This is a genomic window from Loigolactobacillus jiayinensis (genome assembly GCF_003946445.1).
GTDB lineage: Bacteria > Bacillota > Bacilli > Lactobacillales > Lactobacillaceae > Loigolactobacillus > Loigolactobacillus jiayinensis.
Map to the genome: position 1 here is coordinate 86,565 of NZ_RHOF01000002.1, position 20,280 is coordinate 106,844.

The following is a 20,280-nucleotide window of genomic DNA, read 5'->3' on the forward strand; positions in this document are numbered from 1 at the left end:
AGAGATGGAAGTACGCGAATATGATGCGCAGAATTATGATGTGATCGTTGTCGGCGCCGGTCATGCTGGCTCAGAGGCGGCTTTAGCGGCTGCACGTATGGGCAACGAAACCTTACTGTTAACGATCAATTTGGACATGGTTGCTTTTATGCCCTGTAATCCGTCAGTCGGCGGTCCAGCTAAAGGTATCGTGGTTCGCGAAATTGATGCTTTAGGCGGCGAAATGGCCCATAATATTGATAAAACTTATATTCAAATGCGCATGCTGAATACGGGTAAAGGCCCAGCAGTTCGGGCATTACGCGCACAAGCTGATAAACATGCCTATCACCAAGCGATGAAAGATACGATTGAAAAACAGGCGCATTTGACTTTACGTCAGGGGATCGCTGATCGTTTATTGATGGAAGATGATGCTTGTGTGGGGATCGTGACTAACACAGGGGCACGCTACCATGCTAAAAGTGTCGTTTTAGCTGCCGGCACAGCTTCCCGCGGTAAAATCATTATTGGTGAATTAATGTACTCGTCAGGCCCCAATAATTCGCAACCAGCAACAAAACTGTCCTTAGATTTAATGGATCAAGGCCTTAAGTTACGTCGTTTTAAAACAGGGACACCGCCACGGGTCGATGGCACAACGATTGATTATTCAGTCACTGAAGAACAGCCTGGGGACAAGGAAGTTAATCATTTTAGTTATGATACGCCTGATTCAATTTACTTGAAGGATCAAGTTTCTTGCTGGCTAACTTATACCAACCCAACAACGCATAAAATAATTCGCGATAACTTGGATCGTGCACCGATGTTTTCTGGCTTGATCAAAGGTGTTGGGCCGCGTTATTGCCCTTCAATTGAAGATAAAGTTGTCCGTTTTGCGGATAAAGATCACCATCAATTATTCTTGGAACCTGAAGGCCGTAACACAGAGGAATGGTACGTCCAAGGCTTTTCAACATCAATGCCAGAAGAAGTTCAGCAACAGATGCTCCATACCGTTGCCGGCTTAGAGCACGCCCAAATGATGCGCCCAGGCTACGCAATTGAATACGATGTGGTTGAACCTTATCAATTACGGCCAACCTTGGAAACGAAGCTCGTACGGAACTTATTTACAGCTGGTCAAATGAATGGGACCTCTGGTTATGAAGAAGCTGCTGGCCAAGGTTTATTGGCGGGGATCAATGCTGGCTTACGGGCTAAAGGTATTGAAGAACCCTTTATCTTAAAGCGCAGCGATGCTTATATCGGCGTTATGGTCGATGACTTGGTGACTAAGGGGACTAACGAACCTTATCGTCTATTAACAAGCCGCGCTGAATACCGCTTGATTTTGCGGCACGATAATGCGGATCTACGTTTAACTGAACGCGGACATGAACTAGGTTTGATCAGCGATGCGCGGTACAACAAGTTTCTTGTTAAAAAAGCAGCGATTGAAAATGAATTAGCGCGCTTGAATACTGTTCGAATCAAGCCCAGCGAAGCCGTTAATGCTTTCTTAGCTACTAAAGGCGCAACGCCACTAAAAGATGGTGTGCTGGCCAGCGAGTTCTTGCGGCGGCCAGAAGTTAATTATGCTGATGCATTACAGTTTATTGCGGCACCGGCAACGCCACTGGATCGTCGAGAAATTGAGCAAATTGAAATCCAGATGAAGTACGCCGGCTACATTAAAAAAGCCGAGGAACGTGTTGCAAAGTTAAAGCGGATGGAAGCTAAGCAGATTCCGGCTAACATTGATTACGATGCTATCAACGGTTTGGCAACTGAAGCACACCAAAAGCTCAAAAAGATTCAACCAGAAACACTTGCTCAAGCAACACGAATCAGTGGGGTCAATCCAGCTGATATTGCTATTTTAAGTGTTTATATTGAACAGGGTCGAATTGCTAAAGTTTCTAGTTAAGCGCACTTCCAAGCGCGCTTGAAAAAGTCTGTCAGTAGAAAATCACTGGCAGACTTTTTTGTGTGGTCAAATATTTGCGGCTAGTGTCAATTAAGTGGTACGGTAAAGCATATTAGTTGGTCACAAATTAGGAGGTAATCGTTAATGGCAAAACAAGTGACAATCGGAAAATCGGCAGTAACCGCAGTACCACTAGGCTTGGGCACAAATGCGGTTGGTGGCACGAACTTATTTCCAGATCTAGAAGATCGTACCGGCAAAGCAATCGTTCATACTGGTCTTGATGCTGGGATGACGCTATTGGATACTGCTTTTGCTTATGGTTTAGGCCATTCTGAAGAATTAATTGGGCAAGTGTTAAAAGATTATGATCGGCATCAAGTAGTGGTGGCGTCTAAAGCGGCACAGGATCTTTCCAGTGGGGAAGCCGTTTTGAATAACACACCACAATTTTTACGGCAGGCAGTTGATGATAGTCTTCGCCGGTTACAAACCGACTATCTAGATATTTTTTATATTCATTTTCCCGATCAGCAAACGCCAAAGGATGAGGCGGTGTCAGCGTTAAATGATTTGAAACAAGCTGGTAAAATTCGGGCCGTTGGGGTTTCTAATTTCAGTTTGGCGCAAGTTAAGGAAGCCAATCGTGATGGCGACGTTGATGTCGTTGAGGATCAATATAGTTTATTACACCGCGATGCAGAAGCGGAACTGTTGCCTTATCTGCAACAGCAGAAGATCAGCTTTGTACCGTATTTTCCATTGGCTTCTGGGTTATTGACCGGTAAATATCGTGCTGACGTTACCTTCCCAGCCAACGATATTCGCCATAAGAATCCAGATTTTCAAGGTGAGCGCTTTGCAACGATCGTTAAGCAAGTTGCTCAGTTACAGCCTTTGGCAGACGCGCATGCTGCAACGATTGCGCAAGTTGCGCTAGCATGGTACATCCAAAATCCACAGATTGGCGTGGTGATTCCTGGTGCCAAAAAAGTCGCACAGGTCACAGCAAACGCTAAAGCATTAGAAATAGAGTTAACGCAAGCTGAGTATCAACAAATCGATCAACTATTTAAATAAAGCAAAGCAGTTGTGCTAAGAAAGTTATAGCGCAACTGCTTTGCTTTATTTTTTCTATGCTGTTTTACTGATTTTACCATCTAAAATTTCGTAAACTTGGTCAGCGTAGTCGCGCAACCGCAGATCATGGGTGACAACGACAATGGCTTTATGCTGACTTTTTGCTAAATCAGCCAATAACTGGCCGACTTCCTTAACGCGCTCACTGTCTAAGGCGGCCGTGGGTTCATCGGCTAGAACGATTTCTGGGTTAGTATACAAGGCGCGGGCGATGGCGACGCGCTGTTTTTGACCACCGGAAAGTTCAGCGGGGTATTGGTGCTGAAACTCGGCGATACCCAATTGTTCTAATAGCGTTTCAAGCGCGCTTGAAGTTAGATTACCTTGTTTTTTAACGCGCTCAGCTAGGCTGAATTGTTCGCGGACGGTTAGGTATGGAAGTAGGTTATAGGCCTGTAAAATGAAGCCAATTTTATTCAGGCGCAGATTATCGCGTTGCTTGGCCGTTAACGCGTAAAGTGGTTGTTGATCTAATTCGACTTGGCCGCTGTTAGGCGTTTGTAGGCCGCCAGCAATGGTTAAGAACGTACTTTTACCAGAACCAGAAGGGCCGATAACTAGACTTAATTCGCCAGCTTCAGCGGTAAAATTAATATCGCGTAAGACGTGCACGCGGCTGGCTTTATGACCAAAAAATTTATTGATGTTTGTTAATTTAATTGCACTCATGACTAACCTCCAATAACACTGACAGGATCAACACGTAAAATCATGCGCGTTGGGAATAAAGCACCGATAATACCGGTAACAACTAAGCCAAGCGCAACGGCACCAAGAATGGGCAGATCAAATGTCATTGGTACATTTGCCGGCATGGCTAATGCAGTGAGCGCAGTCAAAGCGGTACCGATGATTAGGCCGCTGATCACGAGGATCATGGCTTGACTGATCGTAGCGCCAACCAATGTTTTAGCGGGGATGCCCTGTGCTCGTAAAACCGCGTAATTTTGTAATTTTTGCACGGTTAAAATATATAAGAATACGGCTATGACAATCAGTGAAATAATCATTAAGAAGCCGATCATGAAAGCAAAGGTGGAATTTTGCGCAGAATAGCCGGGTAATTTATTAATGAACTGTTTGGTGGAATAGTATTTTAAATCATCATTTTTCTGGCTGAAGTGGCTTGTCTGACTGACGATCGCGCTGGCAACCAGATTAGGGCCAACATTTTTCAAACTGCGCCAAGCGGTTAGCGTGCCGTAAACGATTGGGGCGATGTTGATTTTGGCGTTATTGATGAAGCCAACGATTTTAAATTGTTGGCTAGTACTGCTTAAGCGAATTTTTTGACCTAAATGGTAGCCCGCGTTCTTAAATGAAGTATCGACGACGACTTCCTGATTGGTAGTCGGTTTGTGGCCGGCTGCTAGTTGCATATTTTTGGCGATGAACTGTTGGCTTTGTAGGCCGATAAATTGAGCGCTGGTTTTAGGCTCACCACTAGCCTTAGCTACAACGGGCACTTGGCCGATATAGGCTTCGTGGCCGGATAATTTAGCGGGGACTTGCTGCTTAGTCAGCAGCGATTGGCTCAAACTAACGTTGGCGTCCTGACTTAAAGCGATTCGTTGGATGTTCCAAGACTCAATGGCGTTGGTATTTTCGCGCGCTAAGCCTAATGCTAAGCTGGTTAGGATAAAAATTAAATAGCTGATCAAAACAATCATAGCAATGATCAAGCTATAACGTAGTTTCTCGTGCTTGATTTCTTTTAAGGCTAAAAACATAATCATAACTTCTTTCTACACGGTATGTAAAACAGTCAGTACTTGCTCTAAGCGCTGTAACGCCTGTGTTTCGCTACTAGGATCAGTCAAGATCTGTTTGATCGTTGCGTGAATGAGAATGGCGGCGGCCCAAACTGAGCTGGGGATGTTAGCGGGCATGGCTGACCTTGTTGTATCAGGTAGGAGCGCTTCATTTTGGGTCACATGGCGCTTGATCAGTTGATAATACTGACTATTAGCGGTGCGTTCAGTAAACTGCTGCACTTGTAGCATGTATTCATGCGGCGTGTTGTCGCGCGATACATTGCGGTGAATAGCAGTCATTGCTTGGCGATAAAGGTATTGGTACGCATCGGTTAAATCGGTAAAATATTTATAAAAGGCGCCGCGAGCAATTTGCGCCTGAACGACGATCCGGGCAACTTGTGCTTGCGCGAGTGAATAATCGGAGAATTCTTGAAGCAAGGCCGCCTCGATGCGGGCTTTTTTGGCGGCTGGTAAATTATTAAATGTTGTAGAAACCATGAGTTCCTCCTTAGTTAAATGGTGACGCGGTGTCACTAATATACCGCGATAGTGACACCGTGTCAACTTTTGGTAAATAAAAAAGCCAGCACAGTGGCTGACCTTGTTATTTATTTCAATGATTCCTTTTGCAATTGAGCTAATACTTGCTGCTGCGCTTGTTGTTGCGCCGCAGTCGTATATTGTTTTTGCAAAGCTTGTTGTTGCTCGGTGGTCATTTGCGGATTTTGCTTGATAGCGGCCGTCATTTTAGCTTTGACGGCTGCTGTTAGTTCAGCTTTCATTTTAGCCGCTGACGACTTAGCTTGTTTCTGTAATTGTTTTGCCTGTGTGGTGCTAAGAACGACCCAGTCACTGCCAACTTTAAATTGTTGTTGTCGTGATTTGAAGGTATGGTTATTGCCAACGCCGGCAAACAAGAAGCGGTAGAAGCCATTACGGTACACATAACGCGTTGTTTTAGTCACTAACTTCGCGTTTTTTGTGTTATTTTTAGTTACGCTAGTTTTGGTTTTAATATCAGCCGTTGTATGGGCAACCTTTTTTTGTTGGCTATCGGTTTTATAAATAAAAATCTTTTCGTTACCGTTGCCTAAAGGTTGATACAACAATAATTTAGCGCCAGAAATATTACTAGCCGAGGTTAGCGATTTTTCCGTGGTCGTAGTGACAGTTTTCATGCCCCACTGCTGATTATCGTTGAAGAATAAGCCAGCGATCGAGCAAATCAAAACAAGTAATAATACGCCAGTTGCGACGTTGCGGCCGGCACTACGCTGATTTGTGGAAATCGTAATGATGACAAAAAGTAAGGCGCTTAATAAAACGAGTACGATCAACATTATTTAACACCTCCTGTAACACTAGGTGCTTTCTTGTCGCGGACGAAGAAGGTAACGATCAAGCCGGCGATACAGAATAACGCCGCAACGATGAAGGCAGCCTTATAACCGGAAACAACCGCATCCATTGCTTTAGCCTTATATTGTAATGGTACATTGTGTAAAACGTGTTTGCCTGGCATTTGGTTGTTAGTAACGTTGGTCAAAACACTGATCAAAATGGCAGTCCCAACGGAACTAGCAACTTGACGTAGCGTGTTGTTGACGGCAGTCCCGTGACTGATCAAATTCAATGGTAAAGCGTTCATCCCAGCAGTTGTAACGGGCATCATGACCATGGCGATCCCAAACATACGGATAGCGTACAAAATAACGACGTTGATCATAGGTGTTGATTCAGTTAAGAAAATAAATGGAATCGTGCCAATAGTCAATAAAGTCATCCCAGTGACAGCCAAATGTTTAGCGCCTAAGCGGTCAAAAATACGCCCAGTGATCGGACTCATGATCCCCATCATAATCGCACCAGGGAGTAGCGTTAAGCCAGAGTTAAAGGCAGATTCGCCGCGGACGGTTTGAATGTACATGGGTAGTACCATTTCGGCACCGACCATGGCCATGTTAACAACACCACTTAAAATAGTTGCGATGGTGAATTCTGGTGTTTTGAAAACATGTAGTTCCAAGAAGGGATGCGTCATTTTTAATTGGCGCCAAGCAAATAAGGCAATGAAAATCACGCCAATACCGATTCCGGCAATCACAATCAGGCTATTCCAGCCTTCAGTACCAACTTCAGAGAAGCCGTACAGTAAGCTACCAAAACCGATAGTTGACAGAATGGCGGATAAAATATCCAATGATGGCTTAGACGTTTTCAAAACTTTGCGCATTGTAAAGAAAGAAGCGACGATGACTATCCCAGCAATTGGTAAAATCATGCTGAACAGGACACGCCAGTTGTAAGTGTCAATGACCCAGCCAGAAAGTGTTGGGCCGATGGCTGGTGCCAAGCCGATAGCTAAGCCAACGGCACCCATGGCCGCACCACGTTTTTCAGGTGGAAAAATTGATAATGCAATTGTCTGCATTAATGGCATCGATAAACCAACCCCGACGGCTTCAACTAACCGGCCAATCAGTAAAAAGGTAAAGTTTGGTGCTTGCCAACAAATTGCAGTTCCAATGAAGAAAATTGTCATGGCACTGATGTAAAGGTACTTAGAATTAAAACGATTGAGCAGCCAAGCGCTGATTGGGATCATGATCCCATTGACCAGCAAAAAGCCAGTGGTGAGCCACTGGACAGTGGCGGTGGAAATATCAAAAGCCTTCATTAAGGTTGGATAGGCGGTAGCCAGTAAGGTCTGAGTCAATACCGTCGCAAACGTCCCAATGATGACTGTTGCCAATAGTAAACCACGATTATATGGTTGACCATTGGCATCTAATGGTTGTGTCTTAGTCAAGCTGTTATCCCTCTTTCATGAAAAAATCACTGTTGAAAACTATAGCGCTTAGCTTTATACTTGTCAAGTAAATTGACACTGCTAGCTACATATTTGACAGATATGTTAAATATGCGATAATATTGGTAGGATTTCTTAGTTATGGAGGAGTTTTCATATGAGTTTACAAAAAAAATTAGGGATCGATATTGATAGATTGATTTTCGGTATCAGTCAAATTAGCCAAATGACCGCTATTTCTCCGCGGCAGCTACGTTATTGGGAGAAACGTGGTTACATCAGCTCTCTACCAGAAAAAGAAGGCGCTAGTCGCCAATATAATTTAAAAATGACCATTCGGATCATCGGGATCAAGCAATTTTTAGATGAAGGCTATACGTTAGCAACTGCAGTTCAAAAAGTGGCTGACTTTGCACAACGTAATGGCTTAATGCGGCAATTTATCACGCAGCGTTTTGAAGGGACAACTGAACTAGCTGGCGAAATGGCACTAGATTTTGGCGATTTGGCTGATGGTCAACGCATTTACGGGGTTGTCCATGAGGGCCGTGCTGAATTTAAGATACAAGCTAAGGCATAATTAAAATAGTAAATAAAATAGCGATAATCAGATTCTTTCTGATTATCGCTATTTTTATTGTTTACTGAATTGAGTCGCGCAAAGAAAATTATTTAACTTGAGCAACTAACTTAGCCATCGCTTGAGCTTGATAAGCGGCGGTAGCTTTTGTGGTTGTCGTTTTTGCTAGTGCTTGCTGTTGTTCGGCCGACATGCTTGGATCTTGTTTTAATCCAGCGGCCAGTGCTGTTTTAACAGCAGCAGTCACGTAAGTTTGGCCATCTTGTTTCATTTTTGCGGAATTTTGGGTAACTAATTTTTGTAATTTTTTCGCTTGCTGGCTACTTAACGTTAGCCAATCCTTGTTAATGGCGAACGTATTATAACGTTTAACAAACTTGTGGTCGTTATTAGCAATACCAAACCACAGTTTATAGCTATCGTTTTTATATTCCCAACGGACGGTGCGCGTGGTTACTTTTGGCGTGCCGGTAATTGTTTTTACCGTGTTAGCCGCTTTCGTTGGATCAGGATTAGTTGTGGTCGACTTCTTTTGAACCTTGTGTGTTTTATAAATGTACACGCGGTTTTTACTTGAAGTACCAACATCTTGGTAAAGGAGCAATTTCATTTGACTAGAAGGTGATACCGAGACTAAATCGGTTGTCGTGGTGGTTGACACTTTTTTCATGCCAAAGTGATCACGATCATTAGCTGTAAGGAAAAAGATTGAAACCACTAATAGCGCGGCAAAAATCAAACTAACAATTGTGCGAACCAGCGGCTTAGATAGACTGACCATACTGATGAACAGTAAAATCGCTAAAACAATAATGGCAATAATGATCATTAATCTTCACCTCCAGCTAATTTTTCATCTGCGTTAATACTTTTTGGACTACGCGCACTAACGAAGAAGGCGACGATCAAACCAAGGATACAAAAGGCGATTGCGGTCCAAAAGGCGGCATGATAACCGCCAACAGTAGCGTTGAGCGCTTGGTTTTTATAGCTCAATGGTGCTGATTTTAATAGGCTTTTACCAGGCATTTGATTATTGGTGACGTTGGTTAAAACACTAACTAAGATGGCAGTCGCTACAGAAGCTGCAACTTGGCGTAAGGTGTTGTTAACGGCGGTCCCGTTACTCATTAATTTTAGAGGTAATGCGTTCATACCAGAGGTTGTAACGGGCATCATACACATTGCGATACCAGCCATCCGAACGGCATATAAGGTGGTAATATAAATAACTGGTGTATCGCGAGTAATGAAGGCAAATGGAATCGTGCCAACGGTCAGTAAGAACATACCAGTGATTGCCAATCGTTTGGCGCCGATTCGATCAAAAATGCGGCCAGTAATTGGACTCATAATCCCCATCATTAAGGCACCGGCAAGTAAAGTTAAGCCAGAATCTAGGGCTGAATCACCACGGACAATTTGCAGGTACATTGGTAAGACCATTTCGACACCGACCATGGCCATGTAGGAAACAGAGCTTAATAAGGCGGAAATTGAAAATTCGCGATATTTGAAAACGCGTAATTCTAGGAATGGTTTTTCCACGGTTAATTGGCGCCAACCAAAAAGCAAGATAAAGACGACACCAACGACTAAGCTACCAACGACAATGGCGCTGCCCCAACTGTTAGTACCGACTTCAGAGAAGCCATATAGGAGCGTACCGAAACCAATAGTTGATAGTAAAGCAGATAGCCAATCGAGGGTCTTCTTTTCTGTTGGTAGGACGCTCTTCATGAGCCAGAAACCAGCAACAATAACCAAGAAAACAACTGGAATCAACATACCAAAAAGATCACGCCAAGTGTAAGTATCAATGACCCAGCCAGAAAGTGTTGGCCCAATTGCAGGCGCAACACCGATAACTAAGCCAGCTAAGCCCATGGCAGTACCACGACTATTAGCGGGGAAGATCGTCAGCATTAAGGTCTGTAATAATGGCATTGTGATACCAACACCGAGGGCTTGGATCAGCCGACCAGTTAGTAGTGTGCCGAAATTTGGTGCCATGTAACAATTGACGGTACCAATTAGAAAAATAACCATGGCACTTTCGTATAAAATCTTGGTGTTGATCCGCGTTGTTAACCACGCGCTGATTGGGATCATGATCCCGTTGACTAACATAAAACCAGTGGTTAACCACTGTACGGTTGAGGTATTAATGTCAAAAGCTTTCATTAGCGCTGGATAGGCAGTCGCCAAAATAGTCTGATTTAATACCGTACAAAAAGTTCCGACGAGCAAGAGCACCACAAGTAAGGTGCGGTTATATGGCTTGCCGTTTGTATCAATTGCGTTTCCCAAAATAAGGCTTCCCTTCGGTAGAAGATAATTTATTCAGGCTCCAGTGTAGTTCACTGTTTTTATGTTGTCAACTTACTTGACAACGATAGTATTAAATATACAATTGATGTCAGCTATGACGACATAATTTTATCTGCAGAAATACCTTTATCGGCACTAAAAGGCTGTTATTAAAATTACGGTAATGACTAAATCACCTTGATGAACGAAATAAATAGAAGGGGCTAACTTATGAACAGCGAAATTGATTTTATTCAGCGGGTCAGGAAAATTGTTAAGCGGGAAAAATTTGTGTTAGGTATCGGCGACCTTGCAACGGCCACAGGTGTTTCCCAGCGCCAATTACGGTATTGGGAGAAGAAGGGGTATATTAATTCTGAGCAAGCGGCTGGAACGCATCAGCATCGAAAATATTCTTACTTTACCTTGATGAAGGTGCACATGATTCAGTCTTATGTCGTTTCCGGATTTACGCTGAGTATTGCGGTAGAAAAAGCAGAACGACATGAAGAGATGGCCCAGGCATTGCGCCGTGTATTAGGTGAACGGTTGTTAGATTTCAAAAACGTTAAAAACGGCTATGAACTAGACTTTGGCCAAGTTCAAGGAGTGGTTAACACGAAACATTTAATCTTAGTGCTATTAAAGGATCAGCCGCTAGAATTTGAATTAAAGTCAGTGGTGGCGCAATAAATGTTATAATGGTGTGCTAATATCTATCGAGTAGAAAGGGGTCTGACGTGCGTGGCAACAAAAATTGGTGTGCGTGAACTAGTTGAGTTTGTCCTGCGCTCTGGCGACCTTAATCAGCGCCAAGGCAGCCAAAATACGGCTTTAAATGGCGCGCGGATTCACCGGCGACTGCAAAAACAGCGCGGTGCTGACTACGAAAAGGAAGTCTATTTGAAGCAAACGGTGACCATGAGTGGCCGTGACTACGTGATCGATGGCCGCGCCGATGGTATCAGCCACACCGACAAGCAGTATACAATTGAAGAAATCAAAACCTCAGATTTAGATTTTACTGAGCTCAGTGAGAATACCTTACGGCTATATTGGGGTCAAGCGCAGGTTTATGGGTATATTTTAGCGGTGCAGCAGGAACTCATCGACGTTACACTACAGCTGACTTATTTTCAGACCACTACCGAAACGATCACCACGAAAACAAAAGTGCTGAGTCGAACGGAATTAACCGATTTTTTCCAGCAATTAATTGCTGAATACGAAGAATGGCTAGTGTTGCGCGATCAATGGCGGGCACAGCGTAATCAAACGGTTAAGCAAGTTACTTTTCCGTTTCCCGCGTACCGCCAAGGACAGCGCGAACTAGCAGTGGCGGTGTACAAAACGATTTTGCTGCAAAAGCGACTATTTGTTGAAGCGCCAACGGGTACCGGTAAAACAATCTCGACGCTATTTCCGGCAATCAAGGCCTTGGGTGAAGATAAAATTCAGCGCGTTTTTTATTTGACGGCTAAGCAAAGTACGCGCCAGGTCGCCGAGGAGGCGGTGGCGTTGCTGAGTCAACAAGGGATGCAGCTGAAAAGTATTACGCTGACGGCCAAAGACAAGATCACTTTTGCTGAAGAAGCTGACCTAGCGCCTGAAGAAAATCCTTATATGCTCGGCTATTATGACCGTATTAAGCCGGCGCTGCGTGATTTATTGACCAATGAAAATCAACTGACCCGGGCAGTGATCGAGGCGTATGCGCGGAAGCATATGGTGGATCCATTTGAATTTTCGCTGGACGCTAGCTTATTTGCTGATGTGATTATTTGCGATTATAACTATCTATTTGATCCAATCGTTTACCTGCAGCGCTTTTTCAGCGAGCCTGATCAGGATAACTTTTTCTTGGTGGATGAAGTGCATAATTTGGTTAGTCGATCGCGGGCGATGTACTCGGCTAGCGTCAGCAGTCAAACTTTTCAGGCCGTATTACAGCAGACAAAAGATAGTTCAAGCACTGGATCAAGCGCGCTTGAAAAAACCACCCGAAAAGTGAAGCGAGCGCTGACTAAAATTAGCAAGCCGCTACGTGACGCTGATGTTGTCGAAATGACGGCCCAAGCGCCGCTGGATTCAGTGACCGAGGCGCTGGCTGATTGGGTGGCAAAAGTGCATGATTGGCTTGGTGAATATCCGGATAGTCCACTAGTTGAGACTTTGTTAGATGCTTATTTTACGAGTCTAACTTATTTAAAAATCGCGGATTTATATGATGACACTTATCAATCATTGGTCACTTATGATTCGAAATTGCGTCAAACGACAGTTAAACAATTATGCCTTGATCCCAGCGCTTTTTTGGATCGTTCGCTAAGCTTAGGCGCCGGCGCAATTTTATTTTCGGCCACCTTATCACCGCTCAGTTATTATCAGCAGGTGTTAGGCAATAGTGCGGCTAGTCTGCCCTTTCGCTTGGCCTCACCGTTTCCGCCGCAGCATCAAGCTTTGTTGGTGACGCCGTACATTCAAACGACTTACCGGCAGCGTGAACAAAATCTCGAGCGCATCGTCACTAGTATTGGCGCCATGGTCAACGCAAAAACGGGTAATTATTTAGTCTTTCTGCCGTCATATAGCTATTTGGAAACCGTGCAGACAGCATTTAGCGCCGCTTATCCGCAATTGACCATAATCACGCAAACCAACCAAATGGATGAAACTCAGCGCGCTGAGTTTTTGACGCAGTTTAAGCCAGCGCCGCTAGAAACGCTGGTAGCTTTTTGCGTACTGGGCGGTATTTTCTCTGAAGGAATTGATCTGAAAGGGGAGCGCTTAAGCGGCGTGGCAATTGTTGGTGTTGGCTTGCCTGGCTTGTCCACCGAGCGTAACTTGGTGCGTGATTATTTTGACGCGCAACAGGGGACTGGCTTCCAGTATGCTTATCAGCTGCCGGGGATGAACCATGTGTTGCAGGCTGCGGGGCGCTTGATCCGCGGTAGCCATGATGTTGGCGTGATCTTGCTGCTGGATCAGCGCTTCGCTAGTTCACGCTACACTCAATTATTTCCGGCGCATTGGCAACATTTCCAGCGCTGTTATTCTGTCGCGCAGTTGACGACACAAATTGAGTATTTTTGGCAAATGGTCGCAATGAAAGATAAAGCTTTAGACTGACGACGTTGGCGGCGCGACCTTTTACAATAAGAACATCAAGACAAATCAAAGTGAGGGTGTTCATTATGAATGGATTTTTTAAAACGGTTGGTATTATCGTTGTCGGCTTGTTTGTTTTATCGCTAGTGTTACATTTGATCCCCATCGTCTTCAGCTTGTTCTTTAAATTAATTTTTGCAGCGTTGCTGATTGGCGGTATCGTTTGGGGGGTTAACTGGTTACGCCGCGCGCGTAGCTAACTAACCGCGTTTACCAGATAATGAGTCTAAAAAGGTGATTTTTATGCTGATCTAGGCTAGTATTTTCAAGTTAAGTCGCCTTTTGCGGTACGCTTTAGTGTTAATGCATTCTTTTAGATGCGTTAACACTAATTTTGTGTATAAATGCTATCGTTTCTGGTACTTTGTCGGTATAATGGGGAGTGGACTAATGCCAGAAAGTGAGGTGTCGCGCAATGCATTCAATTTTAACCGATTTGGAAAATGCCCAAGAGCAGCATTTACTCGTCAATGTTTATCAAGAAGCCCAAGAAATTGTTTATACGGGTTATGTGACTATGGTCAATAATACGGCCGTGATACTGAACACATATGACGATGGCGGTTTACGCGATGGCGCCGTTTACTTGGCGTTGGCTGTGATCAGCGAGGTTGAGTTGGACGGTCAGGATTTAACCAGCATGGCCTTTCGAATCAAAAATGCACAGTTAGAGCAATTTATTAAGTTGACACCGCAACGGTTGGATCTAAATGATCAATTTGCGCTTTTGCCACAACTCTTACAAACGAGCTTGAACCAACAATATTTTATGTTACTGATTTTAGACAATGGCGAGACTTTCATGGAAGGCTTCGTACAGAGCGTTACAACGGATGCAGTGACGATGAATGTGTTCGATAAATTCGATTTCAGTACGCAGCGGCTAGTAACGGTGGCGCTGGCGGATATTCAGATCATCGAGTTGCAGGGTAAGGAACTGACCTTGGTTGGTAAGTTCCTACAGGAGGTCACCAACAAGCAACATGTTGCCGTCGTTAATTTTACGGTTCCTTTGGCAATTGCGCAGCAGTTACGGTTGGCGCAAAAAGGCCATGAATTGGTGATGATCTACACCGGCAATGATGAGGATAATTTCTTCGTGGGAACGGTCAATACACTGAATCAGACGTCCGTTTTATTTAATTTGATCGATATGAACGGGCAATTTGGCGGCTATGTGCTGCTACGAATTGATGAAATTCAGCGCCTAACCACGCAAGCTGACTATTTGCAGTTAATGCAGTTTTTCCTGAAAATCAATCGGCAACGGCATTTTGTTAAGCAGCCTGTCCTAAATGATGAGCGGTTGTTTGATGGGACTACTGATCTATTTGCCGGCTTAGTTCAACAAGCACGGGTATTTGCGCGCGTGATTCGATTACGTTTGCGCCATGATCCAGGTACGTTTACTGGGATTCCGTTGCATTTTGATGGTGATATCGTGACGCTGCGGCTGATCACCAGTAGTGAAGCAGACGACGCTGATGATGACGATTTCGAAATTGAAGATCAAATGAGTTTCTCGCTGGATAACGTTGGCGAGCTGGCGTTTGATTATTTAGACGCTTACCTGACTGAACGACAAATTAAGCAAAATGGCGATGTATAAGCGTTTTTAAACGCGGAACGAGCAGTGATCTTGCTGCTCATTCCGTATTTTACATACTAATTTTTGAAATGAGGTACATACTTTTGTTAGATATTTTTAAAGCAGTCATTCTCGGGATCGTTGAAGGGATCACCGAGTTCCTGCCCATTAGCTCAACCGGCCATATTGTGTTGGTCAACGAGTTTATTCAGTTGCAAGAATCTAAGGCCTTCGTTGATATGTTCAACGTGGTCATTCAACTTGGCGCGATCATGGCGGTGGTGGTGCTGTATTTCCACAAATTAAATCCACTGTCTGGCCGCAAAACGCACGTTGAGCAGTCCCAAACGTGGACGTTGTGGTGGAAAGTTTTGTTGGCGGTGGTGCCTTCTGTAATTGTTGGCTTGCCGCTAAATGATTGGATGGATGCGCATCTGATGAATTGGGCCGTGGTTTCAGCGACCTTGATCATTTACGGGATTTTATTCATTGTCATCGAAAATCACAACAAAGGCTTAAAGCCGAAATTTACTGACTTGTACACGTTACCTTACCGCACCGCCTTGTTTATCGGCGTTTTCCAATTGTTATCACTGATTCCAGGTACGTCACGTTCTGGCGCCACGATTCTAGGGGCGATCATTATCGGTACGTCACGTTATGTCGCCACCGAGTTCTCATTTTTCATGGCAATACCGACGATGCTGGGCGCTTCGGTGTTGAAAATTCTCAAGTTCTACATGCACGGCAACAGTCTTGACGGCATGCAAAGTGCTGTTCTGTTAGTCGGCGTGCTCGTTTCCTTTATTGTCGCTTACTTGTCCATTCGCTTCTTATTAAGTTATATTAAGAAAAATGACTTCAAGGCGTTCGGTTGGTACCGAATTATTTTAGGGGTTTTGGTCATCGGCTATTTTACTTTATTTAAATAAACGCGGAGCCTAGCAATCAGTGCTAGGTTTTTTTGTTGCATTGGTGCTAAACTAAACGGGAGAGAAGGCGGTTTTGGTTGGCAAAAATGCAAGATTTTCGGCAGCGGCTAGACTTTTTAGTGTTGTCGATTTTTATGAACGCAGCGGGCAATGGCTTGACGATTGCCACGCATCTAGGCAGTGCTGTCTGGACAGGCTCGTCGGTTAATTTATCTAATTGGATCCACATTCCATTAGGGACGACGCTGTTTATTTATGGTATCGTGATCACTTTGGTCAATCAATTGCTGCTGGGTCACTTTGATCGGCGGCGCTTTGTTTCGAATTTACTGTACACAATTCCATTTAGTTACATGGTGTCTTTTTTCGCTAACCTATGGAGTTGGTTGGGTGTGCCGCAAGTCAGTTTAATTGGGCGCTTAGTGCTAGATACGCTGGGGATTTTAATTTTATCGGCGGCGGTGTCGATTTATCAGCGCTCGAATCTGTTGATGCACCCCAACGATGATTTATCGTACATTCTGCGGTTTAAATTTTTAAAAGGGTCCGCGATCCTCGGTCAGTGGGTCAGCTACGTGCCACCGTTGTTGATCATGGTACTTTCGTTTATTGCGACCGGCAAGTTGACCGCTATTGGTTATGGGACGTTGTTGGCGTTAACGGCGCAGGGGGCCTTGATGAAGTGGTCAGATGTGCACGTGTTCCCACGGTTGAAGCACCACGTTGATGTTTAGTAAAAAATGAAGGCTGCGACATAAGTGAAATTATGTCGCAGCCTTTTTATTTGTCCATTTTGTTAGTGATGTGAAAATACAAATTGAGGTCTGGGTAGACGAAAATTGTTCGCGCTAGATTGTAGGCTTGGTTGCCGTAGTAATTGGTTTGATAAAGCGTCAATTGCTGTTCGGTGGTGGTTTTGTGCAGCAGTTCAGCCTCCGTGGCGGTCAACTTTTCTTGGGCCAAATATTGATCGCTGCTGGTGGCGTAAATACCGTACGCCTTACGAATGAATTCAAAAATTGAATCCGTTGCGGCTTCGTTGGAAATGAACGGCACGACCGCGTCGACGTAATAGGCAGTTTCTAAATTATATAGCTCGTCGTTAAGATAGCGTAGACGCACGATCCGCGTTAATGGCGTGTTTAGCGCCACATTATAGCGCTCAGTCAAACTGGCATCGGCGGTTATTTTGTCAAAAGTAATAATTTTTGAAGTTAATTTTTTTCGTTTAGTGGTATAGCCCAATGATAGATTGACCACGGTTTTTTCGGCAACGTTGATGTGATTGATGAAATAGCCGCTACCTTGGATGCGGCGAACTAGCCCTTTTTGCGTGATCAGCTCGATGGCCTTATGGATCGTGTCACGACTGACTTGAAAGCGTGCGCGTAACTGTGCTTCGGTGGGCAGCTTTTCGGGAAAAAGGCCAGCTTCGATTTCTTGAATCAATACTTCGGCAATATCGTGATACATAATTGGTTAGCCTCCTTAGGCAATCAAAATACATGTACGGACTTGTAAAACTTGTACGGATAAGTTATACTTTGTTCGTTATGAAAGCGGTTGAAATAATTTGCTGGTAGTTCAAATTAACTTTTAGTGGTGAATGAGTTCATTTTAAAAAGTAGCTTAGCGCTTAATCGTGTCACGCTGCCACCACTACTTTAACGCTAACTAGCATAGAACTATTGACGCTAAAAAGGAAGCAGAATTTGCGCAAAGGGGGGATGGCATGTTTTCTTATGAGCAGGTACAATCGTTGAATCGCTTGGAATTACTGGTATATAAGTATGTGATCAGCCACCCTAAGGCCATTCGGCAAATGACGATTCGTGAGTTAGCCGCGCAGATCCATGTTTCAACGACAACGATTTTCCGTTTTTTGAAGAAAACTGGTTATACAGGTTTTTCTGAATTTAAATACGCGCTGAAGCAGCGGCCGGCTGCGGCTAAGGTGGCGTTACCGTCAGTGCAACCTGCTGCTACAAATCAGTTGGCAGCTGTGGCCCAAGTGGTCAGTACCGCGACGACGCTGATTTTCTTTGGTGTGGGCACTAGCGCGGCATTGGCGCAGTACGGCGCACAAGTGTTTGCGCGGCATGACTTTTACACACTAACGATCACGGCCTCGGTGACACCACGATTATGCGCGCGTCCTGATTTGACTGATACGTTGCTGATTTTATTGTCCGTCAGCGGCGAAACGGCGGCAGTGTTGCGGCAGGCGGAATATTATAAGCAAAATGGGGCGTTGGTGCTGGCGCTCACTGCCAATGCTAATTCTACCTTAGCACAAATCGCTGACTTGAAGCTATGTTATACGTTACCGCAGGAGCAACAGTTACTCACGCAATTACCGGTGTTGTATTTGTTGGAACAATTATTATTGACCACTAGTCAAACTAACCAAGTTTTAGTTAAATAAGTCAGTTAGCCTCGACTGCGGTATTTTTTTCGACAAATTTAATGAGACGAGGAGGTGAGGCTGAAGATTTAAAGTGGCGAGCATTTTGTGTTTTTAGAATCGGCGGCTTGCGTGTCGTTGTATTCTGCTAGGGTGTCATTGGTGTGGGTGCAGTGGCATGCTGGGGGTCACAAATTATTTTGGGAGGAACTTACTTATGAATGGACTTATTCAATGGTTGGAAAAGCACGTGGTGCCGATCGCAACTAAAATTGGCTCAGTTCGCTGGCTGATCGCATTACGGGATGCCTTTATTAGTACGATGCCAGCAACTATGGCTGGCTCGGTTGCCGTTTTACTGAACGCTTTTCTGCGTGATATTCCGACGCAATACGGCTGGACTGGCTTTGTAAAGGCTATGCAGCCAGTGGTCGGCGTTAACTCGCAGGTTTGGACAGGGACTTTAGCGGTTATTGGCTTAATTTTTGCCTTCACGTGGGGCTATAATTTGGCGAAACAATACGATGTTGAGCCGTTAACTGGTGGGATCGTCACGTTGGGCACGTTCCTGATGAGTGTGTCGCAAACGTTCACGATCACGCTGACTAAGGCGTTACCGAAGGCTGCAGAAAAGATTTTGACGGCTTCTGGCGCTGCAGTTGACGGTAAAACCGTGACTGGCTGGGGCTACTTCAATTTCAACGCTCATTTTGGTGCGGCTGGTTTATTTACTGCCATGATTTTAGGTGGCTTGGCAGGTGCAATTTATATTATTTTAACGAAACGCAATATTACGATCAAAATGCCTGAATCCGTACCGCCAGCAATTTCCAAAGCTTTCGCTGGGATTATTCCCGCGATTGTTGCTTGGTATGTGATCGGCATTATTACCTACGTCTTCACTGACGCAACAGGTACTGCAATTATTGATTGGATCGGCAAAACAATTCAAACGCCATTGTTGTCCTTATCGCAAGGCTATGGCGCAGTCTTACTCTTGACCATTTTAGTTCAAGTTTTCTGGTTCTTCGGCATTCACGGAACCAATGTGTTAGGCCCAGTGCTGGATAGCATCTGGTTAACCGCCCAACTGGCTAACGTTAACGCTGCTGCCAAAGGCGACGCACTACCATACTTATGGACACGTTCTGACTTTGATATGTATGCTTGGCTAGGTGGCGCTGGTTCAACGTTACTTTTGTTGATCGCCATTTTCGTCTTTAGTCGGCGGGATGATGAACGAACGGTCGCTAAATTAGCGATTGCGCCGGGGATATTTAATATCAACGAGCCAACGATGTTCGGGTTACCGATCGTGCTGAACCCAATTTACGTGATCCCATTTATTTTGGCGCCCGTTGTGATGGTCACTGTGGCTTACTTTGCCATTAACTGGCATTTAGTGGCGCCGGTCAGCATTCAAATGACTTGGGTAATGCCACCATTCTTGAACTCATTCTTAGCGACGAGCTTGGATTGGCGTGCACCAGTGCTACAGTTGGTCAATGCGGTGATTGGCTTTATCATTTACGCACCGTTTGTTATTGCTAGCAACAAATTAGATCCAGAGAAGTTGGCTTAAACAGTCTACCGTAATCGTGTGTTGCGGTTGCGGTGAGTTGTGTCCGGACATAACTCACCCCAGCAGCAACGCAAAACGGCAATTCAGGAGGTTATTTT

At 44.6% G+C, this 20,280-nt stretch carries 19 protein-coding genes; 11 read left to right on the forward strand and 8 right to left on the reverse strand.

Annotated features, from left to right (window positions below; genetic code table 11):
• The first annotated feature begins 4 nt into the window (after positions 1 to 4).
• Both mnmG and EKM80_RS01210 read left to right on the forward strand, forming a co-directional pair.
• Positions 5 to 1,912 carry a tRNA uridine-5-carboxymethylaminomethyl(34) synthesis enzyme MnmG gene (gene mnmG / locus EKM80_RS01205; RefSeq protein ID WP_125551273.1) on the forward strand — a complete coding sequence of 636 codons (1,908 nt, stop codon included), beginning with the start codon at positions 5 to 7 and terminating at the stop codon, positions 1,910 to 1,912.
• Between the two features lie 144 nt (positions 1,913 to 2,056).
• On the forward strand, positions 2,057 to 2,992 hold the full coding sequence (locus EKM80_RS01210; RefSeq protein WP_125551274.1) for an aldo/keto reductase: 936 nt from the start codon (positions 2,057 to 2,059) through the stop codon (positions 2,990 to 2,992).
• 54 nt (positions 2,993 to 3,046) lie between these two features.
• Here the strand turns inward: EKM80_RS01210 and EKM80_RS01215 are convergent, their stop codons facing one another.
• The 5 genes from EKM80_RS01215 to EKM80_RS01235 form a co-directional block, all read right to left on the reverse strand.
• Positions 3,047 to 3,721 (reverse strand): ABC transporter ATP-binding protein, encoded by a 675-nt coding sequence (locus tag EKM80_RS01215; RefSeq protein WP_125551275.1) that lies wholly within the window; start codon positions 3,719 to 3,721, stop codon positions 3,047 to 3,049.
• Between the two features lie 2 nt (positions 3,722 to 3,723).
• Positions 3,724 to 4,782: an ABC transporter permease gene (locus tag EKM80_RS01220; RefSeq protein ID WP_125551276.1), complete on the reverse strand. Its 1,059-nt coding sequence runs from the start codon at positions 4,780 to 4,782 to the stop codon at positions 3,724 to 3,726.
• A 15-nt stretch (positions 4,783 to 4,797) separates the two neighbouring features.
• Positions 4,798 to 5,307, reverse strand: coding sequence for a TetR/AcrR family transcriptional regulator (locus tag EKM80_RS01225; protein ID WP_125551277.1), 510 nt, complete (start codon positions 5,305 to 5,307; stop codon positions 4,798 to 4,800).
• A 110-nt stretch (positions 5,308 to 5,417) separates the two neighbouring features.
• Entirely contained in the window at positions 5,418 to 6,149 is a 732-nt protein-coding gene (locus EKM80_RS01230) for a DUF4811 domain-containing protein (RefSeq protein WP_125551278.1), read from the reverse strand.
• Positions 6,149 to 7,618, reverse strand: a complete 1,470-nt coding sequence (locus EKM80_RS01235; RefSeq protein ID WP_125551279.1) for an MDR family MFS transporter — start codon at positions 7,616 to 7,618, stop codon at positions 6,149 to 6,151. The genes EKM80_RS01230 and EKM80_RS01235 overlap by 1 nt, the downstream gene beginning before the upstream one ends.
• Before the next feature lie 157 nt (positions 7,619 to 7,775).
• Here EKM80_RS01235 and EKM80_RS01240 point away from each other — a divergent pair, with 157 nt between their 5' ends.
• On the forward strand, positions 7,776 to 8,198 hold the full coding sequence (locus tag EKM80_RS01240; protein WP_125551280.1) for a MerR family transcriptional regulator: 423 nt from the start codon (positions 7,776 to 7,778) through the stop codon (positions 8,196 to 8,198).
• Between the two features lie 88 nt (positions 8,199 to 8,286).
• On the opposite strand, the gene EKM80_RS01245 is transcribed toward EKM80_RS01240, so the two are convergent.
• The gene (locus EKM80_RS01245) at positions 8,287 to 9,027 is read right to left on the reverse strand and encodes a DUF4811 domain-containing protein (protein ID WP_125551281.1); all 741 of its coding nucleotides are present in this window, start codon (positions 9,025 to 9,027) and stop codon (positions 8,287 to 8,289) included.
• On the reverse strand, positions 9,027 to 10,508 hold the full coding sequence (locus EKM80_RS01250; protein WP_125551282.1) for an MDR family MFS transporter: 1,482 nt from the start codon (positions 10,506 to 10,508) through the stop codon (positions 9,027 to 9,029). Before EKM80_RS01250 ends, EKM80_RS01245 begins: the two co-directional genes overlap by 1 nt.
• Positions 10,509 to 10,739: 231 nt before the next feature.
• Between EKM80_RS01250 and EKM80_RS01255 the strand changes: the two genes are divergently transcribed.
• From EKM80_RS01255 to EKM80_RS01275, 6 genes are all read left to right on the forward strand, one after another.
• Entirely contained in the window at positions 10,740 to 11,201 is a 462-nt protein-coding gene (locus tag EKM80_RS01255) for a MerR family transcriptional regulator (protein ID WP_125551283.1), read from the forward strand.
• A gap of 51 nt (positions 11,202 to 11,252) precedes the next feature.
• The gene (locus EKM80_RS01260; RefSeq protein WP_125551284.1) at positions 11,253 to 13,637 is read left to right on the forward strand and encodes an ATP-dependent DNA helicase; all 2,385 of its coding nucleotides are present in this window, start codon (positions 11,253 to 11,255) and stop codon (positions 13,635 to 13,637) included.
• Positions 13,638 to 13,702: 65 nt separating this feature from the next.
• On the forward strand, positions 13,703 to 13,876 hold the full coding sequence (locus EKM80_RS14790) for a hypothetical protein (protein ID WP_164509472.1): 174 nt from the start codon (positions 13,703 to 13,705) through the stop codon (positions 13,874 to 13,876).
• Between the two features lie 215 nt (positions 13,877 to 14,091).
• A complete protein-coding gene (locus tag EKM80_RS01265) occupies positions 14,092 to 15,285 on the forward strand; it encodes a hypothetical protein (protein ID WP_125551285.1) in 1,194 nt (397 codons plus the stop codon).
• Between the two features lie 83 nt (positions 15,286 to 15,368).
• Entirely contained in the window at positions 15,369 to 16,196 is an 828-nt protein-coding gene (locus EKM80_RS01270; RefSeq protein WP_125551286.1) for an undecaprenyl-diphosphate phosphatase, read from the forward strand.
• Between the two features lie 77 nt (positions 16,197 to 16,273).
• Positions 16,274 to 16,930, forward strand: a complete 657-nt coding sequence (locus EKM80_RS01275; RefSeq protein WP_125551287.1) for a YczE/YyaS/YitT family protein — start codon at positions 16,274 to 16,276, stop codon at positions 16,928 to 16,930.
• Between the two features lie 46 nt (positions 16,931 to 16,976).
• Here the strand turns inward: EKM80_RS01275 and EKM80_RS01280 are convergent, their stop codons facing one another.
• The gene (locus EKM80_RS01280; protein WP_125551288.1) at positions 16,977 to 17,669 is read right to left on the reverse strand and encodes a GntR family transcriptional regulator; all 693 of its coding nucleotides are present in this window, start codon (positions 17,667 to 17,669) and stop codon (positions 16,977 to 16,979) included.
• Positions 17,670 to 17,928: 259 nt separating this feature from the next.
• Here EKM80_RS01280 and EKM80_RS01285 point away from each other — a divergent pair, with 259 nt between their 5' ends.
• Both EKM80_RS01285 and EKM80_RS01290 read left to right on the forward strand, forming a co-directional pair.
• A complete protein-coding gene (locus tag EKM80_RS01285) occupies positions 17,929 to 18,621 on the forward strand; it encodes a MurR/RpiR family transcriptional regulator (protein ID WP_125551289.1) in 693 nt (230 codons plus the stop codon).
• Between the two features lie 196 nt (positions 18,622 to 18,817).
• Complete coding sequence (locus EKM80_RS01290; RefSeq protein ID WP_125551291.1) at positions 18,818 to 20,182, forward strand: PTS sugar transporter subunit IIC; 1,365 nt, start codon at positions 18,818 to 18,820, stop codon at positions 20,180 to 20,182.
• Positions 20,183 to 20,280: the final 98 nt, after the last annotated feature.